The organism is Pseudomonas sp. EA_5y_Pfl2_R50, assembly GCF_963970475.1.
Classification (GTDB): Bacteria; Pseudomonadota; Gammaproteobacteria; order Pseudomonadales; family Pseudomonadaceae; genus Aquipseudomonas.
Genome location: NZ_CAXAPT010000007.1, coordinates 206,244 through 219,852 on the forward strand (window position 1 = coordinate 206,244; position 13,609 = coordinate 219,852).

The following is a 13,609-nucleotide window of genomic DNA, read 5'->3' on the forward strand; positions in this document are numbered from 1 at the left end:
GATGTTGAGCGATTCCTCTGCGTTCCAGGATGTATACAAATTCCACAGGCTGATTTTTGTTAACAGTGCTGCCTATGCCTACACCGTAATCCGCGTGGACAAGCACACCGCTTTGTGTGGCCAGAACAACCTCGGAAAGACCTCGATGCTGAATGCATTGAAGCTTTTTTTGCTGCCACACGAGAACTTCAAGAGCTGCGCTAAGAAATTCGCCTTCAAGGGGCCGGCCGGGACGTACTACTCGACTGATGCTAGCTACAGCTACTATTTCCCGGAAAACCACTCCTTCATCATCCTCGAAGCAGAGAACATGCACGGCCCGTTCTGTTTGGTCCTGCACCGAGGGAATCGACCATTCTCATACGGCCGTATGGCAGTACCTTGCATGTATGCCGATATCCAGCACATGTTTTGGGACCTTGAGTCGCCCATCAATGGAGGCATGGGGGCTCCGATAGAAGGCATCTCACTTTCTGGTGTGCTTTCGGATCTCCGAGCTCGGGGCGGGGAGGCAATGAACGACGGTGCTGTCATTCGCCAGCGGCTCTTCGGTCAACAGGCTCTTAATCGTGAGGAGGGCCGATTCTGCTTGCTGCCTCTTAGGAATGGCGGTACAGCACGCGAGATCGAAGCGTGGAAGATGCTAATCCACCTGGCCTTCGACATTGGGGCGAAGGACAACCGCACTCTGCCGGATACTATCGCTACGATCATCGAGGGGGATAAGGACCGTAAGAATGCAGAGCTGAGTGTCAGCCTGAGCGAGATCCTCGATGACTATGAGAACCTGAAAAAAGAAGGCGATCGCCTGGCGGACATAGAAAGCGCGCGGAGGTCTTGGGAGAGCTTTGATAACCAGTTCCAACTGTTTGAGACGAAATCCGAACTGATCGTTCAGAGTATCGTCGATGTTGAGCATGCCTTGGCTGAAAGGCAGTCCAGCATTCTTGATGATGTTAAGGCAGCATCCGAGAGATATCAGGCTCTTGATGTGGCTCACTCAGCTAAGAGACAGCACCACGGTCTGGTCAAGGCTGAGTATCTGAAGCTGGCTGGAGCACTGAGTCTCCGGCATAAGGATCTGGACGGTGTCCAAAAGCAGCTATTCAAGGTCAGCGAGATTCTTCGGCGTTACCCTGGCACAACAGAGCATGAGGTCCGCGAGCTTTTATCCGATCTCTCCGCAGAGTTGACCGCAGAGATCGAGACCCTGACAAACAAGGTTCAGAGCGCTGAACAACTAGCCCAGGCGATCAGGAATAAGAACAGTCTTTTCCATCAGCGCGACCAACTCCGAAAAATTCTTGATGAACATGTGGAAACTGTTCTCGAGCAGGTCGATCGTCACAGTGCGTCGGTTCTGAGTAGCTTGAACTCTACGCTGTTCACCAAGTTGACTCCTCGACTCAACTCTGACCAGAAGCAAGCCATCAAAGAGTTTGGCTGCCTATTCCAGGAGCGAGGTTCTTTCATCAGCTTCCTGAGCCAGGAGACCTCATTTGGTTTCATGTCTTTCGACCCGACCAGAGCAAGGAAGCAGCACGAGCAAGACCTGATCAAACTGGATGACGATATCAAGGACTGTGATGACCTCATTCAGCGCCTAAACGATGACAGCAAGTTGACTGCTGAGCAGGCCAAGGAGAAAGCTAAGAAGCTGACCCGCGAGCGGATTGAAATTGATGAAGAGGTTCAACTACTCAGTCGGCATGGCTACATGCGCGAGCAGCAGAAAGCATTGGAACTTGAGGTGGGGGAACAGACGGTAGAGTTGGCCAAGCTACATGAGAGTGTGGCGGATGCCGCCGGCGAGCTGGAGGACCTAGCGGTACAGGTTGAGCGCGCAAAAGAAGTGCTCGCCAGGGGCAGGAAGGAAAACGAAGATCTGCGCAATTACCTTGAGCAGATCCGGAACGTAGCTGAGATCACTTTAGGATGCCTTTCGATCCGCGAAATGAAGCTGAAAGCTCGCGATACTTTCTTTCACCCTAGCCAGATCAAGGAGATTTCCCAGTTCGCTTCTGAGGTAGCCAAGAGCAGAGAAGCTCTGCAAGTGGCCTTGGATGAACTGCTGAAACGTAACTTGCTGGGCGAAGAGGGCAGAGACTTTGGCTACCATGCTTTCCATGACTTGAGTCGGATGCGTAGCTGTCGGAGAGCTTTCGCGGCGATGTTTGGCACCTTGGAAGGTGAGCAGCAGACCTACCAGGCCAAGGTCACCGCGCATAACTCGAATACCTCTATTCAAATCGACGAAATCAAACACGCCAGAAGGATGATCAAGGAGTTCGAGAAAGAGGTAGATGACCAGCTCTCGGAGTTCAGTGTGTCTGACCTCGAGGCGATCGAGATTTACTGCGTATTGAATCCCCATTTCGAAGAGCTGTTGGTCGATATTGACTCCATAAACCTCATGACAACCGGGCTCCACGAGAAGCGCTTGTATGAACGATTACGAGCTTTCTGTACCGAGTTCTTTGTTAACGGTGGCCGTCGGGGGACCACCCTGGATATGAGCCTACTGATTGATCGGGTTGGATATCGGTACCGCAAGCGTGGGCATGACAAGTACACCGAAGAGGATCAATCCAACGGTACTACGGCAATGATTAACTGCCGCCTGCTATCGATTCTTCTGCGTAGGCTGCTGGTTGCGAATACACAGATCTGTTTGCCATTGGTAATGGATGAGCTGTCGAATCTGAGCCACTTGAATCTGAAGGCTGCGCGTGGCATCGCTGAGTCAGAAGGGTTCGTGCTGTTCGGGGCAACGCCGGAGCCGACGTCTACTATCGCGAAAGTAATCGAAAACTACATCGACCTTTCGCATTTTCTCGCCACCGACAGGGCATACAGCCACTTACGTCGAGTGATCTACACAGGTGAAAGCGAGTCGCTGAGAACAAAGAAAGATCCCGCCGATGCTGTTGCGGAGATCACTGCCGGATGATCGTTGCAGCAGACAAAACGGTCATGCTCATGATCGAGCATAAGCACATTTTTCTTGATCTTATCGACATCATGGATGAAGGCTCGGCTGGCGAAGAAGTGTCAACTCGCCTGTACGAGTCCAAAGTGATGAAGCTGCTTGATTCGCTGGGAGACAGTAAGTCCGATCGGCAAAAAATTGAAGCGGCCTTCGACGTGCGTAACCTCGTCCGAGCAAGCCTGATATTGCACCATGACACCAAGCGAGGAGTCATTGCCTTCGCCCCGTTTTTGATCGAGTTATTTCGCCACTTTGATAGATCGCGTCTTCGACAGCTGAGTAGCGCCGATCTTGAGGCGCTGTGCGACAGCTTCAATGATAGTCTTGAAAAGCTTCGCGATTTGACAGTGATTGAGCAGGGGAACGACACGTTCGAGGATGAGCTTAAGCTACTCCGGGAACGCATCCGCTACGCTCAAGGGAAGATCAAGGAGAACGTGGACAGTCTTCAGGGGCAGACTCTTCGCCTGGCGGAGATCGTCGAAGTGATGAGCCTTGAGAACCTCGACGAGGTGAAGCAGGCTCGCGGTGCTTTGCAGGCGATCACCCGAATCTACGGTAGGCATGTTCTCCCCACATTGCAGTTCCTCAACGAGAGGGAACCTCTGAAGAAAGGCCTGCCGGCACTCACTGCCTTGCTGCGGATATCCGAGATGTTCCGCGATGCCAAGTTGCCAAAATTGGGTCAGCAGGTTCTCTATGCAGTGGCATCCATTCGCTCCTATCGCTACGACGTGGAGGTCATCAGCAAGTCTCTGCAGCGCTACGTGCATCAGAATGAACGTCAGCGTCGTGAGTACGACCAGGTTGAGAGTGTTTTCAACGATCTACTGGCTGCCTGTCGGGAGCTCCATGACGGGAAACTAAGGGGCAACCTCATCCCTAAAGATCATGAGGTACTGGAGCGTTTCTCTACCTTCAAAGGCATGAAGAGGCAGAGAGCCGATAGCAAGATTGAATGGCACAACGTAGACCATTGGCTTCACATTCAGGAGCATCTGCGGAGTAGCCTGGATTCACTTAAAAATACCCAAGTAACAACAACGTCTGTTGAGCCAGTTGGAGAGGACGTGCTCAAAGCCAGGCGTGCTTTAGACGTGCGCAGAAAACTAATTGGAAGGCTGATAGATGAGTGGCATGTTCAGGTTGGGCCTGACGCCCATGCGTCGCTTCACGCACATCTGGCCCAGCAGATCAGCGACTACGAAATTGCTGACCTAGTGGAAGGCGTGTCTTGGCTAAAGCACCGAGAGGACATTGTGCTAACCCCTCGATTCCAGTTAGGGGTGATTGAGGATGACAGGCAGAAGTTGACCTATTACAAATTGAGGATCGAGGAGCAGGGCAGTGAGACAACAGCTTAGCCAAGCCATCTACAAAGAGTTGATGTCGGGGAAGGTGATCAACAAAGACACCTACGAGAATGGTGAAATAAAACCCAACCCGCTCTTCGAAGAGATGCTCAATAACTACGATCAGAGCTACAAGCCCTTGTACTTGAACATCGGGTTTGAGTTGGTGATGCGGAATGGCTTTATCTACATCCGTTCAGTCGAGCGCGATGAGGAGTACAGCGAGGTGGTCAGGAAAATACAGGTTCTGCTGTTGATCCTTGCTCGCGGACTGCATGAACAGGGCTACCAGCTTGATATTCTGCGCGACGGGGAAGCTGGTGTGTCTGATGGGATCATGGAGGAGATCGGGAAGGGAGAAGACAAACAAGATGTCATGTCTGCCAGCAACATGAAAGGGGAGGCTCTTGCATCTGCAGTTAGGAAAAATCTCGAGCAGCGTGGGATCGCCTACAGGAATGCAAAAGGCAATCTGGTATTGACTCATGCTGGATTAGCGTTCTTTGACGACGTATTTAAGTACAGTAATGCTGAACCAGGTGCAGTTATGGTGGCTTGAGTTTCCGGCTTTATCAATTGGTAGATGGTTTCTTTACCCTCCATCACATCCTCGACATAGATACCACCAATGCCTGGAGCTGCTCAGAATTCAGCTCCATTAGGTCGCCGTGCCGATTACTCGGCCAGGAAAACCTCCTCTGATGCAGACGCCGTGCCGCCAACCAAACGCCCAGTCCGTCGTGCACCAACACCTTCATGCGATTGCCTCGGCGGTTGGCAAAGAGATAAGCACAGTGCGGCTGCGCCGCACCGAAGACAGCCACGACCCGGGCGAGCGCTTACTCGGTGCCGGAGCGCATATCCATCGGTTCGGTGGCCAGCCAAATTGCGTCGATGCGGATCACGAAGCAAGTCCACGGACAAAACTGACACATCCTTCGGGATCGGAAGACGGCCATTTCACCGTGATGGTGTGCTCGCCAAATGGCAGCTCGATGATCACCGATGACTCGGCCTGCCTTTTCGGGGCGACCTTTACCGGAACAAACGCCGACAGGGTTGCGGGTAGTTGATCTCGGAAAAGTGGTAGCCAGTTACGGATCACGTTGGCATTGATGCCATGACTGATGGCCACGCTGGAAATGGAGGCGCCGGGCTGCAGGCATTCCTGGACAACCTGGGCTTTGAACGACTTGGAGTAAGAGCTTCGTTGGCGCATTTAAGGGCTATCGCGTCCGCTTAAAAATAAGCGGACACCATCGCCCTTAATTTGGGAGATCGGTAGGCGTGTTCACCGTTCGCTTACACCTCAGCGCAAGGTGGGATGCCCGGATGGTTACCCCAAGTCGTCGTCAGCGAACGGTTAATCCGTTAATCGTGTTGATTGCGCCGCTCGCCAAGCGGCGCAATCAGATGATTGTTCTGCGTGGTTTCTGAGTTTAAGCTGCCTTTTTCCTTCGGCCTTCCAAGTCATCTCGCCACTGCTTGAGCGATTCAATGTCGGCTTTCAGTTCGGGCTCTTCTGGAGCTTGTACCGGCATCTCATCAGACTGGCTGTGCTCAAAGCAGCTGTATTTGGTCATCAACTCGTCAATTTTTTGAAGATCCTCACGGGTGATCCCGAGAAGGGCAGGCAGACGACCATCTGTGGAAATGCCGCGCCTATGGCGTACGACGATTTTAAACAGAAGGTCATCTTCAACCGACCTTTCGATTAATTTCCTGAAATCGCTACAGATACCTTGAGCTAAGGCATAGTAAGCAGTTGCACCTGAATCTTCGCCCGCTTTCTTGGCGTCCCTGACGCGAGTCAGCAGGATGTTGTTTGCGGTCTTCGTCGAGCTATTCCACACTGCTTGATCAGCAGGGTGTCCTGATGCTCCACCAAAGGACTCGATGCACATTTGCTGGAAGTTATCCTTCTTCCAAGAATCACCAACTTTCTTGGCAACGTCATCCATCGCTCCGTAAAGCGAAAGCCTGTGCGTAAAAATAAGGACCTGCCGTTCTTTAGCCAATTCAGCTAAGCGGCATGCGACTTTCCATTCGAAATCATGATCTAGCGACGAGATTGGGTCATCGAAAATGAAAGGGGCGACACCTGGTTTGTCGGTAACGTCCGCAAGGAAAGCTGCAAGGGATATGATCCTACGCTCACCTTCGCTCAACACTTTGTCAGGCGAGTGATCACCATTTTTGAGAGCTTTGAGTTTGAGTTGATGAAGCACTCTACCCCGAGTGGTTCTGGTCTTTATCAACTCAACCTGAATTCGGGTGGCACCTAGAGCACGCAGCTCATCATTGAAGCGCTTGACGTACAACTCGGTAACCACGCTTTCGGAGATTTCGGTTGCCTTGTTAGAGATACGACGAGAGCTTGCACTAGTCTTCAGCTTGTCGAGCAGCTTGTGGTCCTTGAGCCTCTGTTGTTCCTTCCTGACTGCTTCACTTTGCTGCGAAACCCATTGGCTAGCCTCCAATGAGGTTTTATCAGCGACAGCTTTCGGCCTGTCGAACTGAAGCGCATCTTGATCGAATTGGTCTGCTTCCAAAGTCAGCTGCTGCGCGAATTGTTCAAGTACAAGGAGATTCGCGGCTACATCGGGGACCGTACCCGCCAAGCCTGACTGCTCGTGATCCAGCAGGGCTTTCCTCGATTCTCCGACACCTCTCCAAAAGCCCCACACTGCTGCCATCCACTCGGGCGTGGTCAAAGCTGCCGCAGTGCACTGCGTCTGTACCTCGGCCTCCGTCGGGCTGTTAGGAAGCATACGGAGAGTTTCGCTGTAAGTTTGCTCGGCAGACTTTGCATCTGTTTCCAGGCGGCTTTGTACAAACAGCTCGAAATCGTTGAGTCGATCTTGGGCTTCAGCCGATAGTTCTTGATGGCAGAGCACGCAGCGCCCGTCCACGGTAACTGGATAATGCTGGTCCGGATACGGCGTTTGGGAATATGCGCGAGCCGCCTCCCACATTGCTTTCCATGTCGGCGTACCGACGCCTTCTAAAATCGCTGATTTGGCCTGCGCGCCTTCGATCGCAATACGTCGTTTGTCACGGGCGTTTGATCGCTGAGTGCGGATAGTTTGGATCTGCTCAGCGCCGAACGCCGCCACGGCTATCTTGATGCCTTTGACGATATTGGTTACTTGGACGCAGGTGTCGCGTTTCTGTTTCGCAAGCGATGAGGGATCACTGGTCTTCAGTCGTTCATTGAGCGCTTCTAAACTACCTGCGTTCTCTGGAGTCCAGCGTAAAAGATTATCGACAGCTGATGGTGCCAGCGCGCTAAGGCCTTGATAGCTCTTGCCGGCGCTCGTGTCTTTGAGGGTAGCGGGGATAGCCGGGAGCTGGCTCACAAGCTGATCTTGTTCAGCCTGCAAGGTGTCCCTAACCGAATCAGTCGCATTGGCCAGCTTCTCGAACAAACCCATGATGGGCGGGCTGTACGTGGCCGCGCTTTCGCTTTTCAGGTAATGGAGCGCCTCTTCACTATCGAAGATGTCTATCTCCCGCAATTGTTCAATCGCGGGTTGGGTGATATGCCATTCAACGCTTTCCGATGACTGATCCAGTTCAAAGCTGAGGGTGCATTTGCTGGAAGCTGGAGCCGCTTGGAAAACGTTTGGTTTGAGATCACTGGCGCGAGCTTTGCCTGTCGCTTTTTTCAGAATCCTCGTGTAACAGGACTTGCCGGAGCCATTATGCCCGTAGATAACCGTTAAATTGCCGGTACCAAAGTCTAAAGGCGCCCTGGGACCAAGGCTCTCAATTCCTGTGACGTCTGCAATACTTCGCAATCGGAGCACAGAGCCAGCTGGAGCGTGTGTTAGCTCATCGAATGTTCGATGTTTCGAGACGGCCTGCCCTGACGGCGTTTTTAACAGTGCGGCAATCTGGGAAATGTCATCCTGGGTGAGGTCACCGTTTTTAAGCAGCCGATCAGCAGCCTCCTGAAGCCAGTCCGGCTGCTCAAGTAGCCAGATGCGTACCTGTCCCTGCGCGTCCATACGATTCCCTTCTGATTATAAGTCAGGAGACGCTAGCAGAGTGCCATTAGCTTAGCAATTTAGCGCGCGCTTTTAAAATTGCAGTCTTCGCGCTGCGTCCATGATGTGCGGCTGGCTTACACTGTTGCTGCCGCACAAGTGGGAGTTCGTTTAACTACGCAAGGTGAATCGTCCCCGGTTTAGTAGACGCGTTGAGTGCCTGCTTTTGGCTCGTTGCCAGCGGCTGAATCGCCGCTACTTTTTTAGACGTGCGACTGGCAACTGCTGGCCGACTTTTGCCGGTCATGATGGGCAGAAATCGAGCCAAATAGCGCGCTCGGCGATGTCATACGAAACTATGATTACTCAGTACTGAAGATGCCGACTTATGAAGTCGGTAGCAATCCATTCTCGGTATAGGCTGGGAAAGAAATCATCGACTCGGCCGGAGGGTGCTCGTAGGCGGAGGACAACACAGCACTGAGTCGATCGCCCAGCAGATTCCAGGCACGTTTCTTCTCTTCGGCATAGTCGTGATGCAGGTAGTGGCGTCTCACCCTAGAACCGGCCAGTACATGGTTTTGGCAGCGGTCGATGACGTCTAGGCTGACCCCCAAGGCCTGCATCATGGTCGCGCCCGTGCGGCGCAGGTCATGCGGCGTCCAGTCGCCGTTTTGGCCGTCGGCCAGGACCAGGGTATCGTCGTGACGCCGTCGTGAGAGGGCCTTGCGGTTTTTGAACCGGGCCTGGCGATCGCCGACCTGTTTACTCACCACCTTTACGTCCACATGCCCGTCGTCCTGCTTGTTCGGAAAGCACCACTGGGGGTCTCCCGTCAGTATCTTGAGCTCCTGAAAGAAATGCAGGGCGAAGGGGGAGAGGAAGACGTGGTGGTCCTGTTTCTTGCCCCGAGTGCCTTTGACGTTTTCGCTGGGGAGAAACCAGGTCTGCCGGTCCAGATCGATATTTTTCCATTCAGCCTGGAGCAATTCACCAATCCGGCACAGCGTGCCCAGGCTAATCCAGAGCGCGAGCTGCGTTTCCTTCTTTAGCGGACGAATGCCGTCGTACTTTTGGCCCGCGGGGAGGGCGTTGTAATCGGCGGTCATTTGTTGGAAGCGGTTGTGCAGTTCCAACAGCTCAGTTGGGGAAAGGATGCGGCTTCTTTCGGCTTCGTAGTCGGCAGGGATCAAGGGGGAGATGTCGACCAGTTCCGTCGGATTACCCTCAACCAGCAACGCCCGCCAAGGTTGACGCTTTCTGGCCCAGCTGAACATCTGAGTGAGGTCGGCGAAGAAACTGATGGCTTGCCGGTGAGCACCGCGGTTGACCACTGCTCGGATCAGCGCCCGAACATCGTGTTCGGAGACGCTGCTCACTACGGTCTTGCCGAGTGCTGGCAAAAGGTCCTTGTTAAAGCGTCGTTGCAACTCGGCATTGCCGTCTTTACGCGCGACGCCATCCAACAGCCAGGCCTTGGCCAGATCCTGGACGGTCAGTGTTTGCGCCTTCGACGTCTTTACCTGTTCGGCCTCTATATCAGCCGCGGCGTATGCCTGTGTCTTGGCGGTCTTCTTTTGCTCGTTAGGATTGATTTGCTCATCGATGAGCGCCCGGGCCTAGTTGCGTGCCTTGCGGATGTCCGTCAGGGATTTGCGCGGCCAGGTTCCGCAGGCGTACTCTTTGTTCTGGTCGCCCCAGCGATAACGATAGAAAAAACTGACCGACACACCGTCCTTGCGGACTGAGATTCGACCGGCCAGATTGCCATCCTCCCGGAGGATTCGGCCGGCATCGTTGGGAGTCAGCGACTCGAGTTCTTTGATGGTAATTTTGGCCATAAAATAGGTTCCCCCTACTTTTACCCCCACAAAAACGTCGGCTCTTGATGGACGTTACTGGACTCTCGTAGAGCAGAACACCGCTGGAGCTCAAGTAAATACTAGCTTAGAAAAATCCAGAGTGAAATTTTGGAAGCTTTCAAGAAGTATGAAAAAGGAGATGGGGTGCTAGGGGTCGAGTGTTCGAATCACTCCGTCCCGACCATATTTTTCAATGACTTAGGCCAATGTTCACAGCATTGGCCTTTTTCATGCGCGTGACATTTGCGTGACTTCTCGATTTCTCACGCCTGCTTCCTCTTCAAGATTGTCAGCACCGGCCCACGCGAATCGGTTGAAAGCCTGGCTATGCCGGATGCTGAACTGCGAACACTGCCTGCGCCATCGACTTACTGCTGACCGAGTGTTTCGATCTGTTCGCTAAGCGTTGCATGGCAATTCGCGCATATAGTTGGTACCCGGCCAACTACATTGGTAGTACCGTCTACATTTCCAAGGAGTATTCCATTCTGGAGAAAACAGTCATGTTTAAATCACGTTCGCTTATAGCCGCTGTTACCTGCGTTGCACTGGCCGCAGGCTCAATGCCGGCCTTGGCCGACCCAGGCAACGGTAAAGGACAAGGCAATGGGAAAGGCAACTCCCAGGGCGGCCAAGGCCATGGCAACCAGAGCAAAAAGGGGCAAGGTTCCAGCGCAGAAGATTGGCGTCATGGCCCCAGTATCGACCGAGGCGGTGTATTGGGGGTGCTTGACGGCTACCGTGATTACTGGAGTCCAGGACCTTCGCTGCCACCTGGAATACAAAAGAATCTAGCCAGAGGAAAGCCTCTTCCTCCGGGCATCGCTAAGAAGCTGGACGGCAGGTTGGTGAGTAAGTTGCCTCATTACGAAGGCTACAAGTGGCAGCAAGCGGGGAATGATTTGATCCTCGTCGCTATTGCTTCCGGCATAATTTACGAGGTGCTCAACGGAGCATTCGATTAAGGCGAGAATGGCTGTTTGATGGTGATCTTAGCCATGAAATAGTTTATCCCTGCTTTTAGCGCCAAAACGCCGGTTCTTGATAGACGTTACTGGCCTCTCATAGACCAGAACGCCGCCGGAATGTCCGCGCCACAGTGTTTGCACTTGATCGCTGCGCGTTTGATGCTCTCGGCGCAGAAAGGGCATTTCTACTTTTGCATAAATGTCTGTATCGGATGTTTTGCCAAGCGTAAAACGCTAATATTCCCTCCGTTTCCCCCCCCATTATCAAGTGACAGGGCCGCTGTCGAGCGGCTCTGTTCGTCAGGAGTGAATTAATGAAACGGATGTTGTTGATTGGGCTGGTTGCAGCATTACTTGCAGGGTGTGGTGATCCGAAGCTGGATGCGACCACTGAAGCGTCGCTGCAGGAGTCCTCAAAGAAGGTGGCTGAAAAGCTTTCTGCTGATGAAAAAAAACAGTTCGCGGCGGATCTGATGCTGATTGCCATGAGCAACCTGAGTATTGGCAATACCTCGCTGGTGGGCGTGCAGCAAGACAACAGCTTAAGTCTGGACGGCAAGACTGCTGCTGATGTGCACACGATGGCCTCAACGATCCGTGCGGCGAACGAGCAGAAGCAAAAAGAGCAGGCGTTGCTGGAAATCAAGGAACTGAAGTCCAAAGCAGCTTCTGCCGAAACTGCTAAAAACGAACTGGCGAAGTTCGCGGTGTCGAGATCGAGGCTCCTGGAACAGCAAGCCGACAAGTACTCGAAAGTTGCTCAGCCGGTTATCGAGTTGACCGTGCAGAACGGCACTTCGTATCCGGTTTCTCGTGCCTACTTCAAGGGCACCATTGCCAGTCCAGAACGAGCCGTTCCGTGGTTTGTCGACACGTTCAACTATGAAATCAGCGGCGGCCTCGAAATGGGAGAGGGCGCGACCTGGCAGTTGTTGCCCAACAAGTTTGGAAAGTGGGGCAAGATCGAAGCGCCGGCAGGTGCGATTTTTACCGTCGAGGTCTATCGACTTGATGGCCCGGACGGTAAAGCTTTGTTTGATGCCGGCGGTTTGAGCGAGGCTGAACAAGCGCGATTGGATGCATTGTTAAAACAGTACGGCGCCTGATCTTCATTAACCCGCTTCGGCGGGTTTTTGCTGTCTGATGATTCGCCTGGTTCTTCAGGGGCTTTTGCTGGCTGTTCGTTGTGCCGTATCCATGCAGAGCGTATAGAACGTCTTCTGGAAATCAGCCACTACCTGCTGCTGTTTCCCCTCGTCCGACTCCCGTGGCAGGTCGTAGGCTTGCCCGATCAATGCCTTGTACAGGTTCCCCACGTATTCGCTTTCCTTTGCGTAGGTGTCGGCCATGTCCAGCACCGTCGCGAGGGGAACTCCACCTTGTCTGGCGTTCATTATGGCTTTGGCCGAGTTTTCGACGCGCTGACACTCTTCCACATAAGCGCTGGGCAGAGGTGCGCTGTGGGCTGCAAGCGTAAAAGACAACAGGACCGCCGCTGTAGCAAGACATCGTGTGAGCATGACGCACCATCGGTGATTATGATCGCCAACGCTATCATTTATGGCGCAGCGCCACCATCTACTGGGACGACGAGTTGCGGTCAGTCACTGCCCGGATTTCTTCACATCTGCGGAATCGCTCGAGGTTTCTGCATCCTTCTGGGTTTCATGGGATTCGGCCCCCGAGTTAGACCCCGAAGCCTCTTCTCCCTTTTTGTCAGCCTTGTCCTCCTTCGATTCCGAGCCTCCCTGATTCACCCCAGGCATCGCTGTGGGCGGTGCGGAAGATCCTCCGGTTTTCTCAGCTGCAAGCGCAAACAGTGGGCAAATGGAGACGAACGCGGTGAGCCCTAGAGCCATTATTTTCCTGTTCATGAGGGTGTCTTCCAAACCATGCGTGTACAGCGTTGGAAAAGTACCGGCTCCGAACGTGCCATGCTTCGGACGGGCGGCATCCGCATCCAGCGTAGAAGGGCAAGACAGTCACGGGTTGCTCGAAAAAAACGCTGAAGGCGGCAAATTGCTGGCCCCCGAAAGCCGATTTCGTCGGCAAACTCGCCTTTTTTCAAAAGGTTAGGTTGGCTTTATGCGGACGATTGTCATAGCCGTTGCAACGCTTTCCCTGGCTGTTGTCGCCTCGAGTATTGAAGCGAAAGAGTTGAGCAAGAGTCATCGGTTTGCCTGTACTTGGGGGTCGGATATCGCCGCCGGTGCTCAGCGTTCCAAGTTGTCCGGGGTTTCACTGTATGGCGCCCGCAAGCAACTGCAAGTGCGCAAATTCAAGCAACCGTGGATGCGTATGACGGCAATGGGCATCACCGAGCAGACTTACAACAGCACTTCCAGGCTCAAGCCTGCGGCCGTTAAGCAGACGTATTACGAGCAGTGTGTCCGGCACGAACTGGCGCAGCGCTGACATGAAAAAGCCCAACCTGAAGAGGTTGGGCTTT

General features: G+C 53.3%; 10 protein-coding genes and 1 pseudogene. 6 read left to right on the forward strand and 5 right to left on the reverse strand.

Annotated elements, in window-relative coordinates:
- The first annotated feature begins 1 nt into the window (after nt 1).
- Genes AACY19_RS14375 through AACY19_RS14385 form a run of 3 tightly spaced genes read left to right on the forward strand, consistent with a single transcriptional unit; the run spans nt 2 to nt 4,900 of the window.
- Nucleotides 2–2,950 (forward strand): hypothetical protein, encoded by a 2,949-nt coding sequence (locus AACY19_RS14375; protein WP_339451178.1) that lies wholly within the window; start codon nt 2–4, stop codon nt 2,948–2,950.
- A complete protein-coding gene (locus AACY19_RS14380; protein ID WP_339451180.1) occupies nt 2,947–4,353 on the forward strand; it encodes a hypothetical protein in 1,407 nt (468 codons plus the stop codon). Before AACY19_RS14375 ends, AACY19_RS14380 begins: the two co-directional genes overlap by 4 nt.
- Nucleotides 4,337–4,900 (forward strand): condensin complex protein MksE, encoded by a 564-nt coding sequence (locus tag AACY19_RS14385; RefSeq protein ID WP_024678242.1) that lies wholly within the window; start codon nt 4,337–4,339, stop codon nt 4,898–4,900. The genes AACY19_RS14380 and AACY19_RS14385 overlap by 17 nt, the downstream gene beginning before the upstream one ends.
- A 43-nt stretch (nt 4,901–4,943) precedes the next feature.
- On the opposite strand, the gene tnpB is transcribed toward AACY19_RS14385, so the two are convergent.
- From tnpB to AACY19_RS14400, 4 genes and pseudogenes are all read right to left on the reverse strand, one after another.
- The gene (gene tnpB / locus AACY19_RS27935; protein ID WP_143521905.1) at nt 4,944–5,165 is read right to left on the reverse strand and encodes an IS66 family insertion sequence element accessory protein TnpB; all 222 of its coding nucleotides are present in this window, start codon (nt 5,163–5,165) and stop codon (nt 4,944–4,946) included.
- 77 nt (nt 5,166–5,242) lie between these two features.
- Entirely contained in the window at nt 5,243–5,560 is a 318-nt protein-coding gene (gene tnpA / locus AACY19_RS14390) for an IS66-like element accessory protein TnpA (protein ID WP_084317901.1), read from the reverse strand.
- Nucleotides 5,561–5,780: 220 nt separating this feature from the next.
- Nucleotides 5,781–8,351 carry an AAA family ATPase gene (locus AACY19_RS14395; RefSeq protein ID WP_339451188.1) on the reverse strand — a complete coding sequence of 857 codons (2,571 nt, stop codon included), beginning with the start codon at nt 8,349–8,351 and terminating at the stop codon, nt 5,781–5,783.
- Between the two features lie 365 nt (nt 8,352–8,716).
- Nucleotides 8,717–10,171 (reverse strand): annotated as a pseudogene (locus AACY19_RS14400) (tyrosine-type recombinase/integrase).
- Between the two features lie 524 nt (nt 10,172–10,695).
- Here AACY19_RS14400 and AACY19_RS14405 point away from each other — a divergent pair.
- Nucleotides 10,696–11,157, forward strand: a complete 462-nt coding sequence (locus tag AACY19_RS14405; protein WP_339451384.1) for an anti-virulence regulator CigR family protein — start codon at nt 10,696–10,698, stop codon at nt 11,155–11,157.
- 317 nt (nt 11,158–11,474) lie between these two features.
- Nucleotides 11,475–12,266, forward strand: a complete 792-nt coding sequence (locus tag AACY19_RS14410; protein ID WP_339451190.1) for a DUF6694 family lipoprotein — start codon at nt 11,475–11,477, stop codon at nt 12,264–12,266.
- Between the two features lie 54 nt (nt 12,267–12,320).
- On the opposite strand, the gene AACY19_RS14415 is transcribed toward AACY19_RS14410, so the two are convergent.
- On the reverse strand, nt 12,321–12,509 hold the full coding sequence (locus tag AACY19_RS14415; protein ID WP_339451192.1) for a hypothetical protein: 189 nt from the start codon (nt 12,507–12,509) through the stop codon (nt 12,321–12,323).
- A gap of 736 nt (nt 12,510–13,245) precedes the next feature.
- Here AACY19_RS14415 and AACY19_RS14425 point away from each other — a divergent pair.
- Nucleotides 13,246–13,575 carry a hypothetical protein gene (locus AACY19_RS14425; RefSeq protein WP_339451196.1) on the forward strand — a complete coding sequence of 110 codons (330 nt, stop codon included), beginning with the start codon at nt 13,246–13,248 and terminating at the stop codon, nt 13,573–13,575.
- Nucleotides 13,576–13,609 lie beyond the last annotated feature (34 nt).

Coding starts and splice junctions, on each gene's coding strand:
- AACY19_RS14395 (WP_339451188.1), bottom strand. CDS start 8,351: ATGGACGCGCAGGGACAGGTACGCATCTGGCTACTTGAGCAGCCGGAC.
- AACY19_RS14415 (WP_339451192.1), bottom strand. CDS start 12,509: ATGGCCGACACCTACGCAAAGGAAAGCGAATACGTGGGGAACCTGTAC.
- AACY19_RS14425 (WP_339451196.1), top strand. CDS start 13,246: ATGCGGACGATTGTCATAGCCGTTGCAACGCTTTCCCTGGCTGTTGTC.
- AACY19_RS14405 (WP_339451384.1), top strand. CDS start 10,696: ATGTTTAAATCACGTTCGCTTATAGCCGCTGTTACCTGCGTTGCACTG.
- tnpA (WP_084317901.1), bottom strand. CDS start 5,560: ATGCGCCAACGAAGCTCTTACTCCAAGTCGTTCAAAGCCCAGGTTGTC.
- AACY19_RS14375 (WP_339451178.1), top strand. CDS start 2: ATGTTGAGCGATTCCTCTGCGTTCCAGGATGTATACAAATTCCACAGG.
- AACY19_RS14410 (WP_339451190.1), top strand. CDS start 11,475: ATGAAACGGATGTTGTTGATTGGGCTGGTTGCAGCATTACTTGCAGGG.
- AACY19_RS14380 (WP_339451180.1), top strand. CDS start 2,947: ATGATCGTTGCAGCAGACAAAACGGTCATGCTCATGATCGAGCATAAG.